This is a genomic window from Azospirillum sp. B2RO_4, assembly GCF_051124815.1.
In the GTDB taxonomy this organism is placed as follows: domain Bacteria; phylum Pseudomonadota; class Alphaproteobacteria; order Azospirillales; family Azospirillaceae; genus Azospirillum.
In genome coordinates, this window is record NZ_CP118485.1 from 1,158,741 (window position 1) to 1,183,388 (window position 24,648).

23 protein-coding genes are annotated in these 24,648 nt (G+C 67.6%); 16 read left to right on the top strand and 7 right to left on the bottom strand.

Annotation, left to right across the window (positions count from 1 at the left end; translation table 11 throughout):
* Positions 1-56: 56 nt before the first annotated feature.
* A complete protein-coding gene (locus PWS46_RS05430) occupies positions 57-1,307 on the top strand; it encodes an Hsp70 family protein (RefSeq protein WP_434619061.1) in 1,251 nt (416 codons plus the stop codon).
* Positions 1,308-1,448: 141 nt separating this feature from the next.
* On the opposite strand, the gene apbC is transcribed toward PWS46_RS05430, so the two are convergent.
* Positions 1,449-2,603 (bottom strand): iron-sulfur cluster carrier protein ApbC, encoded by a 1,155-nt coding sequence (gene apbC, locus PWS46_RS05435; protein ID WP_434619064.1) that lies wholly within the window; start codon positions 2,601-2,603, stop codon positions 1,449-1,451.
* Between the two features lie 172 nt (positions 2,604-2,775).
* Between apbC and hflK the strand changes: the two genes are divergently transcribed.
* The 3 genes from hflK (at position 2,776) to PWS46_RS05450 (ending at position 6,838) form a co-directional block, all read left to right on the top strand.
* Positions 2,776-4,029 (top strand): FtsH protease activity modulator HflK, encoded by a 1,254-nt coding sequence (hflK, locus tag PWS46_RS05440; protein ID WP_434619067.1) that lies wholly within the window; start codon positions 2,776-2,778, stop codon positions 4,027-4,029.
* Positions 4,030-4,042: 13 nt separating this feature from the next.
* Complete coding sequence (gene hflC, locus PWS46_RS05445; protein WP_434619070.1) at positions 4,043-5,005, top strand: protease modulator HflC; 963 nt, start codon at positions 4,043-4,045, stop codon at positions 5,003-5,005.
* 330 nt (positions 5,006-5,335) lie between these two features.
* Entirely contained in the window at positions 5,336-6,838 is a 1,503-nt protein-coding gene (locus PWS46_RS05450; RefSeq protein WP_434619912.1) for a DegQ family serine endoprotease, read from the top strand.
* 70 nt (positions 6,839-6,908) lie between these two features.
* On the opposite strand, the gene PWS46_RS05455 is transcribed toward PWS46_RS05450, so the two are convergent.
* The gene (locus PWS46_RS05455; protein ID WP_434619073.1) at positions 6,909-7,082 is read right to left on the bottom strand and encodes a hypothetical protein; all 174 of its coding nucleotides are present in this window, start codon (positions 7,080-7,082) and stop codon (positions 6,909-6,911) included.
* Positions 7,083-7,608: 526 nt separating this feature from the next.
* On the opposite strand from PWS46_RS05455, the gene PWS46_RS05460 reads away from it, so the two are divergent.
* A complete protein-coding gene (locus PWS46_RS05460; RefSeq protein ID WP_085089312.1) occupies positions 7,609-8,298 on the top strand; it encodes a LuxR C-terminal-related transcriptional regulator in 690 nt (229 codons plus the stop codon).
* A gap of 148 nt (positions 8,299-8,446) precedes the next feature.
* On the opposite strand, the gene PWS46_RS05465 is transcribed toward PWS46_RS05460, so the two are convergent.
* A complete protein-coding gene (locus PWS46_RS05465) occupies positions 8,447-9,847 on the bottom strand; it encodes an ATP-binding protein (RefSeq protein ID WP_434619076.1) in 1,401 nt (466 codons plus the stop codon).
* Entirely contained in the window at positions 9,844-10,545 is a 702-nt protein-coding gene (locus PWS46_RS05470; RefSeq protein ID WP_434619079.1) for a response regulator, read from the bottom strand. The genes PWS46_RS05465 and PWS46_RS05470 overlap by 4 nt, the downstream gene beginning before the upstream one ends.
* Before the next feature lie 169 nt (positions 10,546-10,714).
* Here PWS46_RS05470 and PWS46_RS05475 point away from each other — a divergent pair, with 169 nt between their 5' ends.
* The gene (locus tag PWS46_RS05475) at positions 10,715-10,987 is read left to right on the top strand and encodes a hypothetical protein (RefSeq protein ID WP_434619082.1); all 273 of its coding nucleotides are present in this window, start codon (positions 10,715-10,717) and stop codon (positions 10,985-10,987) included.
* Positions 10,988-11,008: 21 nt separating this feature from the next.
* Here the strand turns inward: PWS46_RS05475 and PWS46_RS05480 are convergent, their stop codons facing one another.
* Together PWS46_RS05480 and mbfA are read right to left on the bottom strand one after the other, a co-directional pair.
* Complete coding sequence (locus tag PWS46_RS05480; RefSeq protein ID WP_434619085.1) at positions 11,009-11,521, bottom strand: MarR family winged helix-turn-helix transcriptional regulator; 513 nt, start codon at positions 11,519-11,521, stop codon at positions 11,009-11,011.
* 113 nt (positions 11,522-11,634) lie between these two features.
* Positions 11,635-12,591 (bottom strand): iron exporter MbfA, encoded by a 957-nt coding sequence (gene mbfA, locus PWS46_RS05485; RefSeq protein WP_434619088.1) that lies wholly within the window; start codon positions 12,589-12,591, stop codon positions 11,635-11,637.
* Between the two features lie 279 nt (positions 12,592-12,870).
* Here mbfA and tpiA point away from each other — a divergent pair, with 279 nt between their 5' ends.
* From tpiA to PWS46_RS05535, 10 genes are all read left to right on the top strand, one after another.
* The gene (tpiA, locus tag PWS46_RS05490; RefSeq protein ID WP_434619091.1) at positions 12,871-13,626 is read left to right on the top strand and encodes a triose-phosphate isomerase; all 756 of its coding nucleotides are present in this window, start codon (positions 12,871-12,873) and stop codon (positions 13,624-13,626) included.
* A 167-nt stretch (positions 13,627-13,793) separates the two neighbouring features.
* Positions 13,794-14,117, top strand: a complete 324-nt coding sequence (gene secG, locus PWS46_RS05495; RefSeq protein WP_085089319.1) for a preprotein translocase subunit SecG — start codon at positions 13,794-13,796, stop codon at positions 14,115-14,117.
* A 225-nt stretch (positions 14,118-14,342) separates the two neighbouring features.
* Entirely contained in the window at positions 14,343-15,974 is a 1,632-nt protein-coding gene (locus PWS46_RS05500; protein ID WP_434619095.1) for a CTP synthase, read from the top strand.
* A gap of 309 nt (positions 15,975-16,283) precedes the next feature.
* Positions 16,284-18,113, top strand: a complete 1,830-nt coding sequence (locus tag PWS46_RS05505) for an autotransporter domain-containing protein (protein ID WP_434619098.1) — start codon at positions 16,284-16,286, stop codon at positions 18,111-18,113.
* Between the two features lie 74 nt (positions 18,114-18,187).
* On the top strand, positions 18,188-18,883 hold the full coding sequence (locus PWS46_RS05510; protein ID WP_434619101.1) for a dienelactone hydrolase family protein: 696 nt from the start codon (positions 18,188-18,190) through the stop codon (positions 18,881-18,883).
* A 202-nt stretch (positions 18,884-19,085) separates the two neighbouring features.
* A complete protein-coding gene (gene kdsA, locus PWS46_RS05515) occupies positions 19,086-19,913 on the top strand; it encodes a 3-deoxy-8-phosphooctulonate synthase (RefSeq protein WP_434619104.1) in 828 nt (275 codons plus the stop codon).
* 120 nt (positions 19,914-20,033) lie between these two features.
* Positions 20,034-20,471 carry a DUF192 domain-containing protein gene (locus tag PWS46_RS05520; protein WP_434619107.1) on the top strand — a complete coding sequence of 146 codons (438 nt, stop codon included), beginning with the start codon at positions 20,034-20,036 and terminating at the stop codon, positions 20,469-20,471.
* A 101-nt stretch (positions 20,472-20,572) separates the two neighbouring features.
* Positions 20,573-22,219: an efflux RND transporter periplasmic adaptor subunit gene (locus tag PWS46_RS05525; protein ID WP_434619110.1), complete on the top strand. Its 1,647-nt coding sequence runs from the start codon at positions 20,573-20,575 to the stop codon at positions 22,217-22,219.
* Positions 22,209-22,931: an ABC transporter ATP-binding protein gene (locus tag PWS46_RS05530; protein ID WP_434619113.1), complete on the top strand. Its 723-nt coding sequence runs from the start codon at positions 22,209-22,211 to the stop codon at positions 22,929-22,931. Before PWS46_RS05525 ends, PWS46_RS05530 begins: the two co-directional genes overlap by 11 nt.
* Positions 22,928-24,160 (top strand): ABC transporter permease, encoded by a 1,233-nt coding sequence (locus PWS46_RS05535; protein ID WP_434619116.1) that lies wholly within the window; start codon positions 22,928-22,930, stop codon positions 24,158-24,160. Before PWS46_RS05530 ends, PWS46_RS05535 begins: the two co-directional genes overlap by 4 nt.
* Here the strand turns inward: PWS46_RS05535 and PWS46_RS05540 are convergent.
* On the bottom strand, positions 24,129-24,533 hold the full coding sequence (locus tag PWS46_RS05540; protein ID WP_434619119.1) for a hypothetical protein: 405 nt from the start codon (positions 24,531-24,533) through the stop codon (positions 24,129-24,131). The genes PWS46_RS05535 and PWS46_RS05540 overlap by 32 nt on opposite strands.
* Between the last annotated feature and the right edge of the window lie 115 nt (positions 24,534-24,648).

Below are 24,648 nucleotides of genomic sequence, written 5' to 3' on the forward strand. Positions count from 1 at the left end.
GCCCCTTTTCCGGTGCGGCGGCTGGCCGCATCGGTCATCCGGGCAGGAGGCGGGACATGACGGCGTGCGGGCTCGATTTCGGCACCTCGAACACGACGCTGGGCGTGCAGGACGCGGACGGCTTCCGGCTGCTGGCGCTGGACGGCACGCGCACAACCCTGCCGACCGCGGTGTTCTTCGATTTCGAGCATGACCGGACCACCATCGGGCAGGCGGCCATCGACGGCTATGTGTCGGGGGTGGAAGGGCGGCTGATGCGCTCGATCAAGTCGATGCTCGGCACCGATCTGATCGACGCCGACACCGCGCTGCGAAAGGGCCGCATCAGCTTCCGCGCGGTGATCGGCACCTTCCTCGACCTGGTGAAGAAGCGGGCGGAGGAGGCGATGGGCGGCGAGTTGGGCGACGTGGTCGTCGGCCGCCCGGTCCATTTCGTCGACGGCGACCCGGCGGGCGACGCCGCGGCGGAAGAGACGCTGGGGCAGATCGCGCGGGCAGCCGGATTCCGCAATGTGTCCTTCCAGTTCGAACCCATCGCCGCCGCACTCGATTACGAGCAGCAGGTGGGTGGGGAGGAACTGGCGCTGATCGCCGATATCGGCGGCGGCACCTCCGACTTTTCCGTCGTGCGGATTGGGCCGGAGCGGCGCGGCAAGGCCGACCGGGCCGGCGACATCCTGGCGAATGACGGCATCCGCGTCGGCGGCACTGATTTCGACCGCGACCTGAGCCTCGCCACCGCGATGCCGGAGCTGGGGCTGGGCAGCGCCATGAAGCGCGCCGGGCTGCTGGCGCCCCGGAGCATCTATTTCGATCTGGCGACCTGGGCGAAGATCAACTTCCTTTATACCGCCAAGGCGATGGCCGAGTTGGAGCGCCTGCAGCGCGATTCCGCCGAGCCAGAAAAGATCGGGCGCCTGATCGGCGTGGTCGAGCACCGCCAGGGCCATGCGCTGGCGATGGCGGTGGAGCGCACCAAGATCGCCCTGTCCGATCATGAGGAGGCTCAGTTGGCGCTGGATTGGGGCGAGGGAGATCTTGCCCTGACAGTGGATCGGGATGGTCTGAACCGCGCCACCGGATCGCTGGCGGCCCGCATCGGCAGCCGCATCCGTGACTGTCTGGCTGACGCCGGCGTGACCGCCGACCGCATCGACGCGGTGTTCCTGACCGGCGGATCCACCCTGCTGCCCCAGGTCCGCGCCGCGATCCTGGCCGAGGCGCCGGGTGCGCGGGTGGTGGAAGGCAACATCTTCGGGTCCGTCGGCCTGGGGCTGACGGTGGAGGCGCTGCGGCGGTATGGGTGAGGGTCGGCTTCGATTGCCCCCACCCTGACCCTCCCCCGCTTACGCGGGAGAGGGGGGTAAGTGCCAGAGCGGCGGCAGTCCCCTCTCCCGCGAAGCGAGGGAGGGTTAGGGAGGGGGCACCGACGCGAGCACCCCCAAACCTCACTGCACCACGATGCGCGGCGCCGCACGGCCGCCGGTGCCACCGCCGATCTTTTCCCACAGGCGCGTCGCGATTCGGCGATAGGCCTGGGCGTGCTCCGACTCCGGCTGCGACACCACGATCGGCTGACCCTGGTCGGAGGTCTCGCGGATCGACAGGTGCAGCGGAATCTCACCCAGGAACTCCATGCCGAGATCGTCGGCCTCCTTGCGGGCGCCGCCGTGGCTGAAGATCTCGGTGCGGTGGCCGCAGTTGGGGCAGCAGAAATAGCTCATGTTCTCGATGATGCCCAACACCGGGACATCGACGCGGCGGAACATGTTCAGGCCCTTGCGGGCGTCCAGCAGAGCGATGTCCTGCGGGGTGGAGACGATCACCGCGCCGGCCAGCGGGACCTGCTGCGCCATGGTCAACTGGGCGTCGCCGGTGCCCGGCGGCATGTCCACCACCAGGATGTCGAGTTCGCCCCAGTTGACGTCGCGCAGCATCTGCTGCAGCGCGCTCATCACCATCGGGCCGCGCCAGATCATCGGCGTGTCCTCGGCCACCAGGAAGCCCATCGACATCACCTTGATGCCGTAATTCTCCATCGGCTCCAGACGCTTGCCGTCGGGGCTGTTGGGGCGGCCGGAGATGCCCATCATGCGCGGCATCGACGGGCCGTAGATGTCGGCGTCGAGCAGCCCGACCTTCAGCCCGTTGGCGGCCAGCGCCAGCGCGAGGTTGGCCGATGTGGTCGATTTGCCGACGCCGCCCTTGCCGGACGCCACCGCGACGATGGCCTTCACACCGGGGACCAGCGGCTTCTGCGGATCACCCTGCGGCGCACCGCCATGCGAATGCCCGTGGGAGTGGCCATGCCCGGCATGAGAATGTGCCTGCTGCGGTGCGGCCTGGGGCGCGGCGCGATGGGCGGTCAGCACCGCGGTGACCGACAGGACGCCGGGCAGGGCGTCCACCGCCTTCTCCGCCGCGTGGCGCAACGGCTCGGCCTGGGCGCCTCGCTTGGGGTCGACTTCGATGGAAAAAGCGACATGGCCGTCGCGCACCACGAGGCCCGACAACATGCCCAAACTGACGATGTCGCCGCCCCGGTCCGGGTCGATGACGGTCTTCAGCGCCTGCATGACTTGAGCTTCGCTGATCTGCGCCATGGTTGAAAACTCCGCTGTCTTCCCGATATTGGCGGATATCCGTTGGTGGAATCCTTGCCGAAGGGTATGGGGGACTATAGGACCGACGGACGAGATCGGTAAAGGGATGCGCGGGGCTTAAGCCATTGCGCTTCCACATGATGGGACGAATCGCAGAGGGGGACACAGTCGGATGCCGTGGAACAATCAAGGTGGGGGCGGCGGTGGCGGTCCCTGGGGTCCCCCGCCGGGCAACAACGGCCCGGGCAACCCGTGGGGGCGTCCCCAGGGCGGGGGAAATGGCGGCGGTGGCGGTGGCCCCCAGCCTCCCGACCTTGAGGATCTCCTGCGCCGCAGCCAGGATCGCCTGCGCCGCGCCATGCCCGGCGGATTCGGCAGCGGCCGTGGCATCGCGCTGGTCGCGGGCGTGCTCGGCCTGATCTGGCTCGCCAGCGGCATCTACCGCGTCGAGGCGGACGAGCAGGGCGTGGTCATGCGCTTCGGCCAATGGGTGCGCACCGAGCAGCCCGGCCTGCGCTATCGCCTGCCGTCGCCGATCGAGACGGTGCTGTTGCCCAAGGTGACGCGCGTCAACCGGATCGAGGTCGGTTACCGCTCCTCCGTCGGCGGGGGCCGTAGCGACCGCGACGTGCCGGACGAGTCGCTGATGCTGACCGGCGACGAGAACATCATCGACATCGACTTCACGGTGTTCTGGGTCATCAAGGACGCCGGCAACTTCCTGTTCAAGATTCGCGAACCGGAAGTGACGGTGAAGAAGGCCGCCGAAAGCGCCATGCGCGAGGTCATCGGCCGCACCGACCTGCAGCCGGCATTGACCGAGGCCCGCCAGCAGATCGAAACCTCGACCCGCCAGCTTCTGCAGGCGATGCTGGACGAGTACCAGTCGGGCATCGAGATCACCCAGGTCCAGTTGCAGAAGGCCGATCCGCCGCAGCCGGTCATCGACGCCTTCAACGACGTGCAGCGTGCCCGCGCCGACCGCGAACGCGCCCGCAACGAGGCGGAAGCCTACCGCAACGACATCATCCCGCGCGCCCGCGGCGAGGCGGAGCGGCTGGTGCAGGAGGCTTCGGCCTACCGCGAGCAGGTGGTCAGCCTGGCGCAGGGCGACGCCGAGCGCTTCCGCAAGGTGTACGAGGCCTATGCGCTGAACAAGGACGTCACCGCCAAGCGCATGTATCTGGAAACCATGGAGGAAATCTTCCGCGGCCGGAACAAGATCATCGTCGACGGGTCGGCGCAGAACGTCGTGCCCTATCTGCCGCTGAACCAGTTGGCCCCGCACGCGGTGCCCGCGCCGCAGCAGCCGGCGCCGCGCCCGGCCCCGTCCAACCAGGGCGGCGCAAGGTCCGGCACGCAGACTCAGCCGCTGTCCTCGCTGTCGCAAAACCCGCCGCAGACTTCTTCAATGTCCGGCCAGTGAGGAGGATCGCATCATGAAACGCACCCTCGCCATCGCCGGCATCGCCATCGTCGCGCTCGGCATCGTCGCGTCCTCCTCCCTGTTCACCGTCAACGAGGCCCAGCAGGCGCTGGTCCTGCAGTTCGGCGAACCGCGCCGGGTGATCCAGGATCCGGGGCTCAAGTTCAAGATCCCCTTCATCCAGGAAGTCCGGCTGATCGACCGGCGCGTCCTCGACCTCGACCCGCCGGTGGAGCAGGTCATCCTGGCCGACCAGAAGCGGCTTGATGTCGACGCCTTCGCCCGCTACCGCATCCACGACCCGCTGCGCTTCTACCAGAGCGCCGGGACGGAGGCGGTGGTCGAAACCCGCCTGAACTCGATCGTCAACTCGTCGCTGCGCCGCGTGCTCGGCAACGTCACGGTGCTGGCCGTGCTGTCGGACGAGCGCGCCCGCATCATGACCGACATCAAGGACCAGGTGAACGAGGAGGCCAAGCGCTTCGGCATCGATATCGTCGATGTGCGCATCCGCCGCGCCGACCTGCCGGAGGAGACCAGCCAGTCGATCTTCGCCCGCATGCGGTCCGAACGCGAACGCGAAGCGGCGGAAGCCCGCGCCCAGGGTCAGGAACAGTCGCAGCAGATCAAGTCGCGCGCCGAACGCGAGCGCACGGTCATCATCGCGGAGGCTCAGCGCGACGCGCAGATCCTGCGCGGCGAAGGCGACAACACCGCGCTGAAGCTGATCGCCGAGGCGACCTCGCAGGATCCCGGCTTCTACGGCTTCTACCGCTCGCTCGAAGCCTATCGGAAGTCACTGAACGGCAACGACACCACCATGGTGCTGTCGCCGAACGGGGAGTTCTTCCGCTATTTCAGCGGCCCGGGTCCTCAGGCGGGCGGCAACGGCGCGCCGGCGACTGGATCGGCAGCGAATGGATCGGCGCCGACCTCGCCGCCGGCTCCGGCTCCGTCGAACGTGCCGGCGCAGTAAGGCGGCAGGTCCGCACAGTGTACGGAGCGGCCGGATCGGGACTTTCTCCCGGTCCGGCCGCAGTCCGTTCCGGGGAACGCGCGGTGTCGCAGATATATCCACTGGTGCCGACTGGACCGGCAGGCCATCTTGCAGCCATACTCGTGGCCCAACACATATATGGCCCAGAACCGGGCGGCCGCTCCCGCCCACGGAATCGGCCGGACGTCTGGTAGGGAGAGCACGTTGATTCGCATACCCAACTTCGAACCCGCCACGCGCGGCGCCGTGGCCGAAGCCCGGTCTCGCAAGGCGGGCGTCCGGCCGCTGGTCGCCGCCATCGTCTGGGGCATGACCTCGGTCATGGCCGGCGGTGCGGTCATGGGCGCGCTGGCCGGTGTTGCTCCGGCCCAAGCCCAGGCGGCCCAGGCACAGGCACAGGCCGCAACGCCGCCCCGCAACGCGCCCGGCAGCTTCGCCGATCTGGCGGAAAAGCTGCTGCCGGCGGTCGTCAACATCTCCACCAGCCAGAACGCGCCGCAGCGTCCGCAGGGCCAGCGGCCGGAGATCCCGCAATTCCCGCCGGGTTCGCCCTTCGAGGATTTCTTCCGGGACTTCTTCGACCGCCAGCAGCAGCAGGACCAGCCGCAGCGCAAGGCGACCTCGCTGGGCTCCGGCTTCGTCATCGACGCCAAGAACGGCTATGTGGTCACCAACAACCACGTCGTTCAGGACGCCGACGAGATCACCGTCATCCTGCAGGACGACACCAACATCAAGGCGGAGCTGGTCGGCAAGGACAGCAAGACCGACCTCGCCCTGCTGAAGATCAAGACCAGCCACCCGCTGGTCGCCGTTCCCTTCGGCGACAGCGACGCCATGCGCGTCGGCGACTGGGTGCTGGCCATCGGCAACCCGTTCGGCCTCGGCGGGTCGGTCACCGCCGGCATCATCTCGGCGCGCCAGCGCAACATCGACGCCGGCCCGTATGACGATTTCCTGCAGACCGACGCCTCGATCAACCGCGGCAATTCCGGCGGCCCGATGTTCAACCTGAACGGCGAGGTCATCGGCATCAACACGGCCATCTTCTCGCCGTCGGGCGGGTCGGTCGGCATCGGCTTCGCCATCCCGTCCAACCTCGCCAAGCAGGTCGTGGCGCAACTGAAGGAATACGGCAAGACCCGCCGCGGCTGGCTGGGTGTGCGCATCCAGGCGGTGACGCCGGAGATCGCCGAGAGCCTCGGGCTGCCCAACCACAAGGGCGCGCTGGTCGCTTCCGTCACTCCGGAAGGTCCGGCCGCCAAGGGCGGCATCCAGGCCGGCGACGTGGTGACCAAGTTCGACGGCAAGGAAATCGACGAGATGCGGCGCCTGCCGCGCGTCGTCGCCGAAACCGCAATCGACAAGGCCGTACCGGTCGAGGTGTGGCGCAAGGGCAAGTCGCAGACCGTCCAGGTCAAGGTCGGCGAACTGGAGGCCGCGGAAGAGCAGGGTCTGCTCGCCGCCGGCCCGGACGACAAGCAGCAGCCGAAGGAAAAGCCCCCGGCTCAGAAGCCGACCGAATCGCTCGGCATGAAGCTGACCGCCATCACCCCGGAACTGCGCCAGCAGTATGAGATCAAGCCCGACATGAAGGGCGTGGTCATCACCGAGGTTGCCGGCAACTCCACCGCGGCGGAGAAGGGCCTGCGTGCCGGCGACGTCATCATCGAGGTTGGCCAGGAAGAGGTCCGCAAGCCCGAGGACGTGACCGCCAAGGTCCAGAAGGCCAAGGAGCAGAACAAGAAGTCCGTCCTGCTTCTGGTCGACCGCAAGGGCGACCTGCGCTTCGTGGCGATCCCGCTCAGCTGATCAACGCGGATTGTCGATCAAGGGCGTCGGCGGGAAACCGCCGGCGCCCTTTTTGTTGCGATGGTGCGGCCTATGCCCTGTCCAGCAGCATCGCCAGGGCCACGGCGCCGGCCAGCAGGGCGCACAGGGTGGCGACGATGGCGAGGCTGCGCAGGAACTGGCGGAACTCGCCCTGCTTCCACGCACTGCGCCCCAGCAGCGCCAGATAGCCCGCCATGGCGGCGGCGATGATCTGCCAGCCCATACCGTCCTCGTCCTGTGTCCACCCGGTCGGTGAAAGCCGGCAGAAATGCGCATGCGCGGCCGGGACCGGTCAAGCGATACGACCATGGCCGCAGCGACGACTATATCGAAAGTGTGGCATATCCATCCGGGTTATCTGTTGGCATCACCATGCCCTTGGCTGCCCATGCAACTTCGTGTGAAAAAATTGCGCCCTCTTTCGCTTATGAGAGGTCGGCTAGCGCAAATAAGTGGTGGTTAACAAAACAGTTAACGCCTTCGAGCGCGTCAATGTTCGCCACTGTGATATCTTTGGAACCGGAAATCTTGGAGAGGCTTTGCGCATATGCCCAATGCGTTCTTCTTTTAACTCCGGAGAGTGGTACCGTAGGACACGACACGGGGGTAACCTCCCCCTAAATAACGGCCTGCCGAAGCTATCCAGGGGTAATCGCCGAATCGCCAAAGCGTCGGGACCTTCCTCTGTACAACGGCCTCCACCCTGGCCACGACGTCATGACGATCGACCAAAATTGCGGGAGCGGACGATGGACTCAGTGCGCGCTTTTCTTATCGACTCGAACAAGCTGTTTCGCGAGGGGCTGAAGCGCCTTCTCGATGATTCGCCCTTCCAGATCGTCGCCGAGGCGGGAAACCTGCGGGAGGCGCTGGGGTCGGTTGAAAGCGGCTTGCGGCCTCAGCTTGTCCTTCTGGACCTGCAGAATGGCGGCGACGAGGAAGCCGACGGGATGCGCCGCCTGCGCGCCCTGCTTCCGGAAACCCGCATGGTCATCCTGACCAGCGACCTGTGCACCCGCCGTCTTGCCAACGCGCTGGAGGCCGGCGCCGACGGTTACCTGATGAAGGACCTGTCGTCCGACGCGCTGGCCCAGTCGCTGAAGCTGGTGATGATGGGCGAGAAGGTGTTCCCGACCCATCTGGCTGCGCTGCTGATCTCCGGCCGCGTCAACGGCAACGGCACCGAAATGCCGGTGTCGCGCAAGGGCCTGTCGCAGCGCGAGGTGCAGATCCTGCGCTGCCTGCTGAACGGCGACAGCAACAAGATGATCGCCAACCACCTGAACATCACGGAAGCCACCGTGAAGGTTCACCTGAAGAGCCTGCTGCGCAAGATCAACGCCTCCAACCGCACCCAGGCCGCCATCTGGGCGCTGAACAACGGCATCGGCGGCGAGCTGGCCGGCGCCAACGTGGTTGCCGCGGCGGCGAACCAGTAAGCACGCACCTGTCCATTGCCCCCATTCCCGCCTTGCCTGTTCGCAGGAGAGGCGGGGACGAGGCCGTCATTGCATGACATGAATTGCCCGCCTGAATGAAGGCGGGCTTTTTCATGCGATTACATCATTGGATTGGAATGACCGTGGATCACACCGGCAGCCGGATCACCGCGCGCAGGCCGCCATAGGGGCTGTCGTCCAGCGTGATGTCGCCGCCATGGCTGCGCGCCACGTCCCGTGCGATGGTCAGCCCAAGGCCGGACCCGCCGGTGTCGAGATTGCGGCTGCTGTCGACGCGGAAGAAGGGCTTGAACACGTCGTCGCGCAGATAGGCGGGGATACCGGGCCCGTCGTCGTCGACCGTGATCTCGATCACGCCGTCCTTCGGCTCGGCCTTGACCCAGGCGGTGCCGGCATGACGGCCGGCATTGACCAGCAGGTTGGCGATGCAGCGGCGGATCGCGTTCGGGCGCAGCGGCAGGATCAGCCCATCCGGCGCGGTCAGCGTCACCTCGGTCCCGTCGCGCCGCGCGCCGGCGGCGACCTCGTTCAGCAGGCGGGTCAGGTCGGTCGGCTGCACCGCCTCCGTCCCCTCGCCGCGGGCGAAGGCGAGATAGCCTTCGATCATGGTTTCCATCTCGGCGACGTCGGCCTTCAGCTCCTCCACCTCCGGATCCAGATCGGGATCCTCGATCATGTCGAGCGCCAGCTTCATCCGGGTCAGCGGCGTGCGCAGGTCGTGGCTGACGCCGGCCAGCATCTCGGTGCGCTGGTTGATCTGGCGCTGGATACGTTCGCGCATCAACAGGAAGGCGGAGGCCGCCTGCCGCACCTCCGTCGCCCCCTCCATCTTGAAGTTGGAGACGTCGCGCCCCTTGCCGAGCGCATCGGCGGCGATGGCCAGCCGCTTGATCGGCCTGATCTGGTTGCGCATGAACAGGATGGCGACGGCGAACAGCACGATGGCCGATCCGACCATCCACAGGATGAAGATATAGCTGGTCGGCGTGAACAGGCGGCGCTCCGGCGACATCACCGACAGCACGCCGTCGGCCATCTGCACCCGGATCTCGTACCATTCATGGGCGACGCGGGTGTTGATGGTGAAAGGCCGGCCGACCCGGTCGTCCAGTGCCTTGCCCAGCGTGCGTTCCAGCAGGCCGCTCAGTTCCGGGCGCTTGTCCGGCAGGGTCTGGTCCGGTTCCACCGTGACGATCAGGTCCGTCGTGCGGGCCGCAGTGGCCAGCGTCCAGTCGCGGCCGTCCTGCGACGGATCGCGCTCCAGCATGGCGATGACGGTGGCGATGTCGCCGGCGACCGCATAGGCCAGCCGGTTGGTCACCGTGTCCCAATGGCGGTCGTAGAAGATCCAGGTCGCCACCGCCTGGGCCAGGATCACCGGCGTGACGATGATCAGCAGCGACCGGCCGAACAGGGTGCGCGGCAGGAAGCGCTTCAGGAAGGGCGTGCGCCGCCGCCGCTCGGCGCGCCGGGCCGCCGCCCTGCCTGCCGCCGCGCCGTCGGCGCGTCCGCTGCCCGCCGCCGTCAAGGATCGGGCCTCAGCACATAGCCCTCGCCGCGGACGGTGTGGAGATAGCGCGGCTCACGCGGGTCGGCCTCGATCTTGCGGCGCAGGCGGGTCACCTGGACATCGACGGTGCGGGCGTTGCCGGCGACCTTGCTGCGTTCGGTCAGCTCGTCGCGGGTGAAGGTCACGCCGGGGGAGGTGGCGAGGATGCGCAGCAGGCTGGCCTCCGCCGTGGTCAGGCGGATCACCTCGTCGCCATGGCGCAGCTCGTCGCGGTCGGGTAGGTAGAGGAGCGGGCCCAGCCGCACCGGCGCTGCAGGGGGCTGCGCCGGCTCCGGCGGGCGCGTGGCCTGCCGGCGCAGGATGGAGTTGATGCGCAGCAGCAGTTCGCGTGGATTGAAGGGCTTGGCGAGGTAATCGTCGGCCCCGGCCTCCAGCCCGGCGATGCGGTCGTCCGGCTCGTCGCGGGCGGTCAGCAGCAGGATCGGCAGGTCGCGCTCGCGCCGCAGCGATTCGGTCAGCGACAGCCCCGACTCGCCCGGCATCATGATGTCGAGCACCAGCAGGTCGAAGGCGAGCCCGCCCAGCTGCGCCCGCGCGTCGGCGGCGTCGCGTGCCGTGCTGACCAGAAAGCCGTTGCCGGCGAGATACTTGCGCAGGAGTTCGCGCAGGCGGGTGTCGTCGTCGACGACCAGGATATGAGGCTGATCTTCGGTCATGACGGGACTATAACGCGGCTCCCCGCATTCGACATAGGGCCGCCATGCGGGACTTACCTTGGGTATGCATGGCGGGCAGGCGTGTAAGCGTTTGGCCGTTTTGGCCTCGAACCGTGTTATCCTCAATATGCCCTCTGCTGAGGGCCGAGAGACACGAGGAGCGATCACGATGGCTTATGACCACAGGTCCAACGACCCCCGGGACCTGGACGCCCAAGACCTCGCCGACATGACCCGTGCCTTCCTGGCGAAGGGCGGGAACATCGTTCAATGCCCACCGGGCGCTTCCGAAAACGTGGTGTATCGCAAGGGCGGCTTCCGCCGCCGCAATCCGAACGACGCCAAGACCGCCGCCGACAAGCCGGCCGACGGCGCCACCCAATCCGCAACCGCCGATACCGCGGCCGCGCCGGCTGAAAAGGCCGAATCGAAGGCCGGCTGATCCCGGTACGCGTTTAATGGTTCAGCGTTTAGCGGCAAGACGGGCAGGGGGAACGGGCGGTGCGAATTTCGCCCGGTCCTCCTCGTCCAGCATGCCCATCATCACCTTGCGGAATCCCTCCACCGCCTCGGCCCCCGCCATGCGATAGGCGCGGGCGATGCGCTGACGCTGGGTCTCCGACAGCTGGCGCTCCAGCTCGACACCCTTTTCCGTCAGCTCCAGCAGCCGTTGCCTCCGGTCGCGGGCACCGGTCTGCTGGTCGATGAAGCCCTGGCGCACCAGTTCGCCCAACACGCGCGACAGGCTCTGCTTGGTGATCTTCAGGATCGCCAGCAGCTCCGAAACGGTGATCCTGGGGTAGCGGCCGACGAAGTAGATCACGCGGTGATGCGCGCGGCCGAAGCCGATCTCCGCCAGAATTTCGTCCGGTTCGGCGGTGAATTCGCGATAGGCGTAAAAAAGCAGCTCCATTCCGGTACGGAGTTCCTCCTCGCGGAGGAAGAGCTGGTTCACGCCCGCTTTAAGGTCAGCCATGGCACGCGGTTGGTTCGATTTGTTCTAAATAGGACAGCAAGTCAGACATAAACAATCGTGCGCCCGGTTACAAGAACAAGCTCATTCCGTGAAAAGGCTTTTCTCGCCGCCGCTCACGCGCTGCCGATCAGGATGCCGGTGGCGAAAACCAGCAGCCCGCCGACCACCACCTGGAAGGCGGCGGACAGCAACGGCGTGTCCATGTAGCGGTTGCGAATCCAGGCGATGATTGCCAGTTCGACCACCACCACGGCGATGGCGATGGCGGTCGCCGTCCAGAAATGCGGGATCAGATAGGGCAGGGCGTGGCCCAACCCGCCCAGCGTGGTCATGGCGCCGCAGACCAGCCCGCGCAGCCACGGGCTGCCGCGCCCGGTCAGCGACCCGTTGTCGGACAGCGCCTCGGCGAAGCCCATGGAGATGCCGGCACCGATGGAGGCGGCCAGACCGACCAGGAAGGTCTCGTGGCTGTCCTGGGTGGCGAAGGCGGCGGCGAACAGCGGGGCCAGGGTGGACACCGACCCGTCCATCAGCCCGGCCAGACCCGGCTGCACGACCTGCAGCAGGAACAGGCGGCGTTCGGATTCGTGTTCCTGCTCCCGCACCTCCGGCGAGACGTATTTGGCCTCCAGCCGTTCGGCCTTGGCCTCGTGCCGCCGCTCCTCTTCGGCGAGATCGCCCAGCAGCTGGCGGATGGCGGCGTCCTGCGACCGCTGGGCGGCGCGGGTGTAGAAGCGCTTTGTCTCCGCCTCCATCAGCTCGGCCTGACGGCGCACGGTATCGAGGCCCAGCGGCCGGGTCAGCCAGACCGGCTTGCGCTCCACGAACCCCTTCACGTCCTGGCGGCGGATCAGCGGGATGTGGTCGCCGAATCGCGCGCGGAACAGCTCCAGCAGCCGGTGCCGGTGTCCGCTCTCTTCCGACGCCATGGCGCGGAACAGTTTGGCCGTGTCGGGATAGTTGTCGGTGAGGGCATGGGCGAACTCGTCATAGATGCGGCTGTCCTCCTCCTCCAGCGCGATGGCGAGCGCCAGCAGCTCCTTTTCCGTCAGGTCCGAGAAGTTCTTCATGGGGTCAGGCCTTCGCCGCGTCTGAATGGTGCTTTGCGGATGATGCTATTCCGGAAAGGGGCATCCGCAACATGGCACTTCGTCTGATGTGGTTCCGCCGTGTGTCCGATGGGCCTTCGCCGGGCGGCTGCTACAAGATGTCTCTTATGGCTGTCGGCTGCCGATGCGCCGGTCGGGTGAGTGGAAATTCCGCCGCGGGCTTGCTATGGGCTTGGGTCACGAGAGGCCAAGAACGTTCCACAAGTTCCCATATAAAGCCGACACAAGAAGGAAACGACCATGACCGCCAACCGGAAGCTGATCGCCGGAAACTGGAAGATGAACGGGCTGAAGGCCGACGGGCTGGATCTCGCCTCCGACCTCGCCGGTCGGCTGAAGGGCGCCGGTCCGGTCGTGTTCGACATGCTGGTCTGCCCGCCCTTCCCGCTGCTGTTCCCGGTGGGCGAGGCGATCGCCGACAGCCCGCTGGCGCTGGGCGGACAGGATTGCGCGCCCAAGACCTCCGGCGCCCACACCGGCGACGTGGCGCCGACCATGCTGAAGGATGCCGGCTGCCGCTTCGTCATCCTCGGCCATTCGGAGCGCCGCGCCGATCATGGCGAGAGCGACGCCGTGGTGAACGCCAAGGCGGTGGCCGCCCACAAGGAGGGCCTCGTGGCCATCATCTGCGTCGGCGAGACCGAGGCGCAGCGCGACGCCGGCCAGGCAAACGCCGTGGTGTCGGGCCAGCTCGCCGGCTCCATCCCCTCCGGTGCGACTGCTGAGAACACCGTCATCGCCTATGAGCCGGTCTGGGCCATCGGCACCGGCAAGACCGCGACTCCCGACGACGTGAAGGCGATGCACGCCCACATCCGCGCCGAGCTGGACGGCAAGATCGCCGGGTCCGCCAAGGTCCGCATCCTCTATGGCGGTTCGGTCAAGCCGAACAATGCGGCCGAACTGATGGCGGTTGAGAATGTCGACGGCGCGCTGGTCGGCGGTGCGGCCCTGAAGGCCGACGATTTCTGGGCCATCGCCACCGCCTGCCGCTGATACGCAACGTTGGTGTCAGCCATGCCGCCAATGGATATGCCCTGGGTATTTTGGCGCTGGCATATCCCGCAGCGGCGCGGTACAAACAATGGGCGCGCGCCACGGGCCCTTAAGACGGCCTGTGGCGCGCTATTCGATTTTTGGGATGGGCGTGGGGTGAGCATCGCATGGAATCGGTGATTCTGGTTATTCACCTGCTGATCGCCGTCGGGCTGGTCGGCGTGATCCTGATCCAGCGGTCGGAAGGCGGCGGACTCGGCATCGGTGGCGGCACCATGGGCGGCATGATGAGCACCCGCGGCACGGCCAACCTGCTGACGCGGACCACCGGCATTCTGGCGGGCTGCTTCTTCGCCACCAGCATCGTGCTGGCGATCCTGGCCGGCGGCCATTCGCGTCCGGCGTCGATCATCGACACGCTGCCGGCCTCTCCGGCGGCCCCGGCGCAGCCGGCCGCTCCGGCCCAACCCGCGCCGCCGGTGTCCCAGTAAAGGGACCTCCAGCGCACGGGTACGAAGCGGACAGCGAGGCGGCCTCCCCGAAGCCGCCTCTTTCTTTTGAGGGCCGACGACCGCGACGTGAGTTTCGGCGCCGACCCCTCGGGGACATGAAATATCCGTTCCCAATGGGGACAGGAAACATGGGTCCCCTATGGGGACTTGAAACATGCGTCCCCTATGGGGACACGGAACAGCTCTCAAGCTCTTCGGACGGACATGACTCGCTACATCTTCATCACCGGTGGCGTCGTTTCTTCGCTGGGCAAAGGTCTGGCATCGGCGGCGCTTGGGGCGCTTCTCCAGGCGCGCGGCTACAAGGTGCGGCTGCGCAAGCTGGATCCGTACCTGAACGTCGATCCCGGCACGATGAGCCCCTATCAGCACGGCGAGGTCTTCGTGACCGACGACGGGGCTGAGACGGACCTGGATCTCGGCCACTACGAGCGCTTCACCGGCGTGTCGGCCCGCAAGGGCGACAACATCACCACCGGCCGTATCTACTCCACCGTGATCGCGAAGGAGCGTCGCGGCGATTACCTGGGCGGCACCGTCCAGGTCATTCCGCACATCACCGACGAGATCAAGGAGTTCATCCGCGCCGACGCCACCGACGAGGACTTCGTCCTGATCGAGATCGGCGGCACGGTGGGCGATATCGAATCGCTGCCCTTCCTGGAGGCGATCCGCCAGTTCGGCAACGAGGTCGGTCAGGAGAATGTCCTCTACATCCACCTGACCCTGCTGCCCTACATCCCGACCGCCGGCGAGCTGAAGACCAAGCCGACCCAGCATTCGGTGAAGGAGCTGCTGAGCGTCGGCATCCAGGCCAACATCCTGCTGTGCCGCGCCGATCGTCCGATCCCGGAGAACGAGCGCAAGAAGATCGCGCTGTTCTGCAACATCCGTCCGGAGCGGGTGATCGCGGCGCTGGACGTCGATTCGATCTATCAGGTGCCGATCAGCTACCACGAGGAAGGCTTCGACACCCAGGTCCTGAACTATTTCGGGCTGCCGACCGACAAGGAGCCGGACCTGTCGCGCTGGACCCGCATCATGGAGCGGGTGCGCAAGCCGCAGGGCGAGGTCACCATCGCGGTGGTCGGCAAGTACATCAGCCTGCTCGACAGCTACAAGTCGCTGGCCGAGGCGCTGACCCACGGCGGCATCGCCAACAACGTCAAGGTCAACCTCGACTGGATCGATTCGGAGATCTTCGAGGACGACGACGCGGCGGTGAAGCGGCTGGAGAACGTCCACGGCATCCTGGTGCCGGGCGGCTTCGGCTCGCGCGGGACGGAAGGCAAGATCCGGGCGGCCAAGTTCGCCCGCGAGCGCAAGGTGCCCTATTTCGGCATCTGCTTCGGCATGCAGATGGCGGTGATCGAAGCCGCCCGCAACATGGCGAAGATCGAGGATGCCGGCTCCACCGAGTTGGGCAAGCCGGGCAACCCGGTCGTCGGCCTGATGACGGAGTGGATGCGCGGCAACACGCTGGAACGCCGCGGCGAGGCCGGCGACCTGGGCGGCACCATGCGGCTCGGCGCCTATCCGGCCAAGCTTCTGGACGGCAGCAAGGTCGCCGAGGTCTACGGCACCACCGACATCTCCGAACGGCACCGTCACCGCTATGAGGTGAACGTGTACTACAAGGAGCGTCTGGAGCGCTGCGGCATGAAGTTCAGCGGTCTGTCGCCGGACGGGGAACTGCCGGAGATCGTCGAGATCCCCGATCATCCCTGGTTCATCGGCGTGCAGTTCCACCCGGAACTGAAGTCCAAGCCCTTCGAGCCGCACCCGCTGTTCACCGCCTTCATCAAGGCGGCCATCGATCAGAGCCGGCTGGTCTGAGGGGAGCCTTTGCCCCCTCCCTGACCCTCCCCCACCTTTGGTGGGAGAGGGAACTCCGCCGTACTTCCGCAAAGCTCCTACCCCCTCTCCCGCGATCGGACCGGCCGTCGGCCGGCCGAGTGCGGGGGAGGGATGGGGAGGGGGCATGCGGCACGCGGGCTTATTCATTGAAAACGCCCCGCCCTCCAAAGGCGGGGCGTTTTCGGGTCCGCAACCTTCCCTATACGTCAACTTCCTTGCGTCCCCGAAAACCTTGTGCGACGATCCGCGGAAAATCGCACAACCAAACAATCTGATCGGGGAGTGACCATGAATCGCGTCAGGATCGCTGCGCTCGCCACCTGCCTGACCGCACTCGCCGCGGTCCCGGCAAGCGCTGCGGACTATTCCTCCACCATCTTTTTCGGCGACAGCCTGACCGACAGCGGGGCATTCCAGTCCCTGCTGCCCTTCGGTGGCAAGTTCACCACCAATCCGGGGCCGGTATGGGCGGAGAACCTTGCCGGGGCGCTCGGCACTTCCGCCACCACGGCGGCGCGGGGCGGCACCGACTATGCGGTCGGCGGCGCGCGGGTGAACACGTCGGTCGGCGTCCCGGCGACCGGCCCGACGGCCCTGGCGCCCAGCGTGGTGACGCAGGTCTCCGGCTATCTCGCTTCCACCGGCGGGCGGGCCGATCCGAACGCGCTCTACACTGTCTGGGGCGGCGCCAACGACATCTTCGCCGCGCTCAACAACCCGGCCACCGCCCAGGCGACGGTAACCCAGGCGGCCGGCGATCTGGTGACTCAGGTGGCGCGGCTGCGCGCCGCCGGCGCGCGCACCATCCTGGTGCCGACGGTGCCGGATATCGGATCGACCCCGTTCGGGCAGGCGCAGGGCGCGACGGCGGCGGCGCAGATCACGCAACTGGTCAGCGGCTATAACCAGCTCGTCACGCTGGGGCTGGCCAATGCCGGCGTTTCGGTCATTCCGATCGACACCTATTCGCTGCTGCGGGCGGCGGTGGCGAATCCGGCCTCCTTCGGCTTCGCCAATGTGTCCGGCACCGCCTGCACCACCAGCAGTTCGCTGCTCTGCACCTCCGCCTCGCTGGTGACGCCGAACGCGGCGCAGAGCTACCTGTTCGCCGACGGCGTCCACCCGACCACGGCCGGGCATCGCGCAGTGTCGGACTTCGTGCTGAACGCGCTGACCGCCCCCGGCAACGTCGCGCAGCTCGCCGAATCGCCGATCCACACCCGCGACCGGCTGACCGCCACCATCCTGGCCCAGGCGGCGACCAGCCTGTGGAGTCGCAAGCCGGGTACCAGCGGCGCCTGGGTCAGCGGCGGAGTCGGCCGTCTGACCAGCGACCGCACCGGCGACCCCGGCATCGGCGGACAGACGGAAGTGCGCGGCACGCCGCTGTCGGTCAGCGTCGGCATCGACAAGCGCTTCACCGAGAACCTGCTGCTCGGCGTGGCAGGAACGGCGTCGCACTACCGCGGCAGCTTTTCCACCGGCGGCGACTACAAGCAGCGGGAGTATGTGCTGAGCGGCTACGGCGTCTATCGCATGGGGGGCGCCTTCCTGAACGGCGTCGGGTCCGTCGGCTTCGCCGATTACGACCTGCGGCGCGGCGTGACCATCAACGGCACCGACCATTCCACCGGCGGCAACACCGAGGGCTTCAACGCCTCCATCGGCGCCGAGGGCGGCTATGAATTCACCCTGGGCGGGCTGACCCATGGCCCGGTGCTGGGCCTGCGCTACCAGCATGTCGAGGTCGAGGGCTTCAGCGAGGACAGCAGCCTGTTCGGCTTCACCTACCGCTCACAGACCCGCAACTCGCTGGTCGGCAGCGTCGGCTATCAGGCCGCCTATGATTTCGGCAGTGTCCTGCCCTATGCTAAGGTGACGCTGAACCGGGAGTTCAAGGACGACCAGCGCAGCATCACGGTGGAAAGCCGCAGCATCTCCACGCTCGCCTACGACGTGGCGGTGGCGAAGCCCGATCGCAGCTATGTCGACCTGACCGCCGGCGCATCCTTCAAGCTGGCGGAGTCGGTGACCGGCACGCTTGGCCTGAATGCGCGGGTGGGTGAGGAGAACCGCCGCGATTACGGCGGCTTTGTCGGCGTCAGTGTCGGTTTCTGACGAAAGGCGGGGTGACCGTGGGCAAGTCCGCTCCATATCAGGGGCGGATTTGCCAACGGGAGGATGAGAAAGCCATGTCCGAGGTGATGATCGACGCCGGCGATGGCGGCCGCTTTTCGGCCTATGTCGCCAAGCCCAAGGTGACGCCGGCAGGCGGTCTGGTGGTGATCCAGGAGATCTTCGGCGTCAACGCGGTGATGCGAGAGCAATGCGACTGGTACGCCTCGCAGGGTTTCCTGGCGGTGTGCCCCGACCTGTTCTGGCGCCAGCAGCCGGGCATCCAGTTGACCGACAAGACTGAAGCGGAGTGGAACAAGGCCTTCGCCCTGATGAACGGCATGGACCAGGACAAGGCGGTGGAGGACCTGAAGGCGGCTCTGTCCTGGGTGCGCGGGCAGGATGGCTGCACCGGGAAGGCGGGCAGCGTCGGCTACTGCCTGGGTGGCCGGTTGGCCTTCATGATGGCGACGCGGTCGGACGCCGACGCCAATGTCGGCTATTACGGCGTCGGGCTGGAAGGGCTGCTGGGCGAGGCGGGAAACATCGGCAAGCCGCTGCTTCTGCACATCGCCGAAAACGACAAGTTCTCCAGCCCCGAAAAGCGCGACGCGGTGGTGGCCGGGTTGAAGGACAACAAGTGGGTGACCGCGAAGGTCTATCCCGGCATGGACCACGCCTTCGCCCGGCCGGGCGGCGAGCATTACGACCAGGACGCGGCCGACGAGGCCAACCGGCTGACGGTGGAGTTCTTCCGCACGCATCTGGCGTGAGGGTAGTCGATTTCTGAGGTGCTTTTGCCCCCACCCTAACCCTCCTTCGCCTTCGGCGGGAGAGGGGCGGGGAGGGGGCATTCGGCAGGCGCCTAAGTGGCTTGCAGCGCGCACCGCCGCCCACCATTGACCATGTCTCCATTTAATGGGATGCAAAGGCCCACGGGCGCCCTCTCGCCTGTTTTCGTTTTGGAGCACTCCGATGACCACGCCGCGCCCTGTCCAGATCGGCGACCTGACCGTTGCCAACGACCGTCCCTTTGTCCTGATCGCCGGCCCCTGCCAGATGGAAAGCCGCGACCATGCGTTGGAGACCGCGTCCGCGTTGGTGGAGATGACCAGGGCGCTGGGCATGGGGCTGATCTACAAGTCGAGCTTCGACAAGGCCAACCGCACTTCCATCACCACCGCGCGCGGCCTGGGCATGGACAAGGCGCTGCCGATCTTTGCGGAAATCCGCGAGCGCTTCGGCTGCCCAGTCATCACCGATGTGCATGAATCCACGCAGTGCGCTCCCGTCGCCGAGGCGGTGGACGTGCTGCAGATCCCCGCGTTCCTCTGCCGCCAGACCGACCTGCTGATCGCCGCCGCCCAGACCGGCCGCGCGGTGAACGTCAAGAAGGGCCAGTTCCTGGCGCCGTGGGACATGAAGAACGTCGCCGCCAAGCTGGTCGCCTCGGGCAACGAGCGCGTCATGCTGTGCGAGCGCGGCGCCAGCTTCGGCTACAACACGCTGGTGTCGGACATGCGCTCCCTGCCGATCATGGCGGAGACCGGCTTCCCGGTGGTGTTCGACGCCACCCACTCCGTCCAGCAGCCGGGCGGGCAGGGCACCACCTCGGGCGGCCAGCGCGAGTTCGTGCCGGTTCTGGCCCGTGCCGCCATCGCGGTCGGCGTCGCCGCCGTCTTCATGGAGACGCACGAGAACCCCGACAGCGCCCCCAGCGATGGCCCGAACATGGTCCCGCTGAAGGACATGCCGGCCCTATTGGCGAAGCTCCAGGCCTTCGACCGTCTGGCGAAGTCCTAAACAGGCTTAATTGGATTTGGGGCGCGTGCCGTGCTTCATTGGCGCGCCTCCCGGTTTTTCGGGCCGGTTCAGCCTTCGGGGACAGTCATGATGGTCGGTCGGAGTTTTCGGGGTGCGGTCGTGGCGCTCCTGCTGCTGGTGGTCGCCTTCCCGGCGATGGCGCTGGAGAGCTTCCAGAAATCCAAGCTGACCGTCGAGACGGCGGGCGGCGGCAAGTTCCGCTTCGATGTCGAACTGGCGCTGACGCCCGGCCAGCAGGCCCAGGGGCTGATGTTCCGCCAGTCGATGCCGGCCGATGCCGGGATGCTGTTCGTCTACGACCGGGTGCAGCCGGCCAGCTTCTGGATGAAGAACACGCTGATCCCGCTCGACATGCTGTTCATCGCCGCCGACGGCCGCATCGTGAACATCCACGAGCGCGCGGTCCCGGAATCGCTGGACTCCGTCAATTCCGACGGGCCGGTGAAGGCGATCCTGGAACTGAACGGCGGCATGGCCTCGCGGCTGGGCATCCGTCCCGGCGACCGCGTGGTGTCTCCCGACATCGCCAAGCCCTGAACGGAAAAACCCTCTCGCCGATAGATGATCCGCCGCCCCTGACTTTCGCGTAAACTCGCCCAGATCAATCGCGCGGGGCTTTGGCGGCGCGGAGGGCTGGGATGGCCAAGAGAGCAAGCGGCCGGTCGGCGATCTTCCTTGGGCTGGCGCTCAGCGCCGCGGCCGGCCTGTCCGCCTATGTCATGCTGGCGCAGGCCGAACCGGGGCCGTCCTATCGGCTGGCGCGGGTCGAACAGGGCCCTCTGGTCAGCGCCATCACCGCCACCGGCACGATGAGCGCGCTGGTGACGGTGGAGGTCAGTTCCCAACTCTCCGGCCAGATCGCGGAGCTGTATGCCGATTTCAACAGCCGGGTCACCAGCGGGCAGATCCTCGCCCGGCTGAACGGCGACCAGCTTGCCGCCCGGCTGGCCCAGGCCGGCGCTGATGTCGATTCGGCCAAGGCGGCGCTGATCCAGCAGCAGGCGCTGCACGACAAGGCGCGGGCCGATCTCGCCAGCGCCAAGGCCAGCGTCGTCAATGCCGACGCCCAGATCGTTCGTGCCGACCTCGCCCAGCGCGACGCGGAGCGCGACCTGCGGCGCCGGCGCGACCTGCGGGGGCGCGGTGTCGTCGCCGCCGCCGATCTGGAGAAGACGGAAACCGCCGCCCACAGCGCGCAAGCCCAACTGATCGCCGCCCGTGCCCAGAAACGGCAGGCCGAAGCGGCGGAGGCGTCGGCCGATGCCTCGCTGGCGGTCGCCGCCGCCCAGGTGGAGGTCGCCCGCGCCCAAGTGGCCCAACGCGAGGCGGCCTTGCAGTTGGTCCGCGTCGACCTCAACCGCTCCATCATCCGCTCGCCCATCGACGGGGTGGTGGTGAACCGGGCGGTCAGCACCGGCCAGACGGTGGCGGCCAGCCTGTCGGCTCCCACCCTGTTCACCATCGCCCAGGATCTGCGGCAGATGGAGGTTCTCGCCAACATCGACGAGGCCGACATCGGCCGGGTGCGCGAAGGCATGCCGGTGCGCTTCACCGTCAATGCCTTCCCCGGCGACAGCTTCACCGGCCGGGTGGCGCAGGTGCGTTTGGCGCCGAAGGAGGACCTGACGGTCGTCACCTACATCGTCGTCATCACGGTGGAGAACCCGGAACTGCGGCTGCTGCCGGGCATGACCGCCAACCTGCGTATCACGGTGGACGAACGGCCGTCCGCGCTGAAGCTGCCGAATGCCGCCCTGCGCTTCCGCCCGCCGGGAGCCGAGGCTTCGACCGACGCGCCGACACCGACCACCGGCGGCCTGAATGGCGGGCGGGGCGCCGCGGCACTGGAGGCGGCGGCCAAGCGGATCATGGATGGGCTGATGCTGGATGAAGCCAGGCGCCGTGACATCACCTCCCTGGTCGCCGAGGCCCGTGACCGCTTTGCGGCGCTGGACGCCGAGGGCGGCGACCCGGAGCGCCGCCGGGTGGAAGCGAACGCCATCCGCACCGCAACCCTGGAGCGGATTGCCGGGCTGCTCGCCCCGGAACAGCGCGACCGCTTTGAGGCGCTGGTGGCTCCCGGCCGGGCGGCTGAATCGGCTCGGACCGTCTGGGTGCCCGGCCCCGGCAACGGCAGCCCGGTCGGCGTAGCGGTGCGGCTCGGCATCGGCGACGGCAGCTATACGGAGGTGGTGTCCGGTGACCTGCGGGCCGGGCAGGAGGTCATCACCGGCATCCTCGCCCCCGACCGCGACAGCCGCCGGGGACCGCGCCTTGGTTTCTGACCCGCCGGAAACCGAACCCCTGATCGCGGTCGAACGCCTCAGCCGGCGCTACCGCATGGGGCCGCAGACCGTCCACGCGCTGGAAGCCGTGACCGTCACCATCCGCCGGGGCGAGTTCGTCGCGGTGATGGGGCCGTCGGGGTCCGGCAAATCCACCTTCATGAACCTGCTGGGCTGCCTCGACCGTCCCGATTCCGGTCGATACCGCCTGGATGGGCAGGAGGTCGCCGGCCTGTCCTCCGACGCGCTGGCGGCGGTGCGGAACCGCCGCATCGGTTTCGTCTTCCAGTCCTTCAACCTGCTTCCGCGGCAGACCGCGCTCGCCAATGTCATGCTGCCGATGGTCTATGCCGGTGTTGACCACGCCCAGCGGGTGGAGCGGGCGCTGGCGGCCCTCGATTCGGTTGGGCTGCGCGAGCGCGCAAGGCATCGGCCGACCCAGCTTTCCGGCGGTCAGCAGCAGCGGGTCGCCATTGCCCGCGCGCTGGTCAACGATCCGCTGTTGCTACTGGCCGACGAACCGACCGGCGCGCTCGACAGCGTTACCAGCCTGGAGATCATCGACCTGTTCCAGCAGTTGAACCGGCGCGGCATCACCGTCGTGCTGGTGACGCACGAGCCGGAGGTGGCGCGTTTTGCCGCCCGCATCCTGCAGTTCCGCGACGGCCGCCTGATCGACGATGCGAGCCAGGAACCGGAGGCCGCGGCATGACTGCCTGGGACGCCCTGCGCGCAGCGCTCGAGTCGCTGCGGGCGAACCCGCTGCGCAGCGCGCTGACCATGCTGGGCATCGTCATCGGCGTGGCGGCGGTGATCGCCATGGTCGCGGTCGGGGCCGGTGCCCGCGATCAGGTGCTGCGCCAGATCGCCAGCCTGGGCACCAACCTGATCCTGGTGGGGCAGGGCAGCATCGTCCGCAGCGGGGTGAAGCTGGGCGCCGGCACCGCATCCTCTCTGACGGAGGACGATGCGCTGGCGGTGTTGTCCGAGATCCCCGGCGTGGTGGTGACGGCGCCGTCGGTGCGCTGGGGCCTGCAGATCGTCGCCGGCAACCAGAACTGGGGCACCATCCTGTTCGGTATCACGCCCGACTATATGGACGCCCGCGACTGGACCGTCGCGCTGGGGCGCGGCCTGTCGGACGAGGATGTGGCGCAGGCGACCAAGGTCGTGGTCCTCGGCCAGACGGTGGTGCGCAACCTGTTCGGCGGCGGCGACCCCATCGGCGAGCAGGTGCGGGTATTCTCCACCCCGCTGACCGTCGTCGGCGTGCTGGCGGAGAAGGGGCAGAACACGCAGGGCCAGGACCAGGACGACGTCATCTTTGTGCCGCTGTCCACCGCCAAGCGCAACATTCCGGGCATGGCGAAGAGCAACCCGCGTTTCATCCACAGCATGGCGGTGAAGATGCGGGACGGCGCCGACATGGCCGACGCTCAGGCGCAGATCCGCGACCTGCTGCGCCAGCGCCACCGGCTGATCCCCGGCCAGGACGACGATTTCTGGATGCGCGACCTGTCGGAAGTGTCGGCGACCCGTGACGAGTCCTCCCGTGCCCTGTCCTTCCTGCTGGCTGCCGTCGCGGCGGTCTCGCTGCTGGTCGGCGGCATCGGCATCATGAACATCATGCTGGTGTCGGTGACCGAGCGCACGCGGGAGATCGGGTTGCGGCTCGCCGTCGGGGCGAGGCGGCGCGACATCCTGGTGCAGTTCCTGATCGAATCGATCACCCTGTCGCTGATTGGCGCCGCGGTCGGGGTGGCGCTGGGCATCGGCACAGCGGTTGCGGTCGCGGCGCTGGCCGGTTGGCCGACTCTGATCCGGATCGATTCGATCGTGCTGGCGGTGGCGGTCAGCGGGCTGGTCGGCGTGTTCTTCGGCCTTTACCCGGCACGCCGGGCCGCCAACCTCAACCCCATCGAGGCGCTGCGGCACGAATAGCGGCGAAATCCGCCTCCGCATCTCCCTTCATCACGACAAGCCGCACATCGCTGCGGGCCAGCCACAGCGCCAACCGCCCGACCCACGCCACCTCGCGCGGTAGGGAGAGCAGCGTGGGCTGCCGTTCCGCCATCACACGGGCCAGGGCCAGGGCCGACGTCGCGGCATGGCGCTTGGCGAGGTCGATCTGTCCCACGGCCGGGTTCAGCGCCGAGCGCAACGGTCCCCCACCCATCGGCGCCACCACATCCACCGCAACGCCAGCGCGCAGCAAACCATGGGCGAGGTCGACCGCCGCGCGGCGGTCCGGCAGGTCCTTCAGGTCGGGCAGAAACAGGGCGACGGCAAGCGGGGCGGGGTTGAGCGATGGCAACGAAACGGATCCGGAACGGTGTTGAAGACGGGCTGTTGAGCGACGGAACGCCGCACCAAGTGCCCAAGGCGGCAGCGCGGATGGAAAAGACCGCGAAAGCGGTGCGCCGTCCGCT

Excerpts from the sequence above, each read along its gene's own strand:
- PWS46_RS05430 (WP_434619061.1), top strand. The coding sequence starts at position 57 with ATGACGGCGTGCGGGCTCGATTTCGGCACCTCGAACACGACGCTGGGC.
- apbC (WP_434619064.1), bottom strand. The coding sequence starts at position 2,603 with ATGGCGCAGATCAGCGAAGCTCAAGTCATGCAGGCGCTGAAGACCGTC.
- hflK (WP_434619067.1), top strand. The coding sequence starts at position 2,776 with ATGCCGTGGAACAATCAAGGTGGGGGCGGCGGTGGCGGTCCCTGGGGT.
- hflC (WP_434619070.1), top strand. The coding sequence starts at position 4,043 with ATGAAACGCACCCTCGCCATCGCCGGCATCGCCATCGTCGCGCTCGGC.
- PWS46_RS05450 (WP_434619912.1), top strand. The coding sequence starts at position 5,336 with ATGACCTCGGTCATGGCCGGCGGTGCGGTCATGGGCGCGCTGGCCGGT.
- PWS46_RS05455 (WP_434619073.1), bottom strand. The coding sequence starts at position 7,082 with ATGGGCTGGCAGATCATCGCCGCCGCCATGGCGGGCTATCTGGCGCTG.
- PWS46_RS05460 (WP_085089312.1), top strand. The coding sequence starts at position 7,609 with ATGGACTCAGTGCGCGCTTTTCTTATCGACTCGAACAAGCTGTTTCGC.
- PWS46_RS05470 (WP_434619079.1), bottom strand. The coding sequence starts at position 10,545 with ATGACCGAAGATCAGCCTCATATCCTGGTCGTCGACGACGACACCCGC.
- PWS46_RS05475 (WP_434619082.1), top strand. The coding sequence starts at position 10,715 with ATGGCTTATGACCACAGGTCCAACGACCCCCGGGACCTGGACGCCCAA.
- PWS46_RS05480 (WP_434619085.1), bottom strand. The coding sequence starts at position 11,521 with ATGGCTGACCTTAAAGCGGGCGTGAACCAGCTCTTCCTCCGCGAGGAG.
- mbfA (WP_434619088.1), bottom strand. The coding sequence starts at position 12,591 with ATGAAGAACTTCTCGGACCTGACGGAAAAGGAGCTGCTGGCGCTCGCC.
- tpiA (WP_434619091.1), top strand. The coding sequence starts at position 12,871 with ATGACCGCCAACCGGAAGCTGATCGCCGGAAACTGGAAGATGAACGGG.
- secG (WP_085089319.1), top strand. The coding sequence starts at position 13,794 with ATGGAATCGGTGATTCTGGTTATTCACCTGCTGATCGCCGTCGGGCTG.
- PWS46_RS05500 (WP_434619095.1), top strand. The coding sequence starts at position 14,343 with ATGACTCGCTACATCTTCATCACCGGTGGCGTCGTTTCTTCGCTGGGC.
- PWS46_RS05505 (WP_434619098.1), top strand. The coding sequence starts at position 16,284 with ATGAATCGCGTCAGGATCGCTGCGCTCGCCACCTGCCTGACCGCACTC.
- PWS46_RS05510 (WP_434619101.1), top strand. The coding sequence starts at position 18,188 with ATGTCCGAGGTGATGATCGACGCCGGCGATGGCGGCCGCTTTTCGGCC.
- kdsA (WP_434619104.1), top strand. The coding sequence starts at position 19,086 with ATGACCACGCCGCGCCCTGTCCAGATCGGCGACCTGACCGTTGCCAAC.
- PWS46_RS05525 (WP_434619110.1), top strand. The coding sequence starts at position 20,573 with ATGGCCAAGAGAGCAAGCGGCCGGTCGGCGATCTTCCTTGGGCTGGCG.
- PWS46_RS05535 (WP_434619116.1), top strand. The coding sequence starts at position 22,928 with ATGACTGCCTGGGACGCCCTGCGCGCAGCGCTCGAGTCGCTGCGGGCG.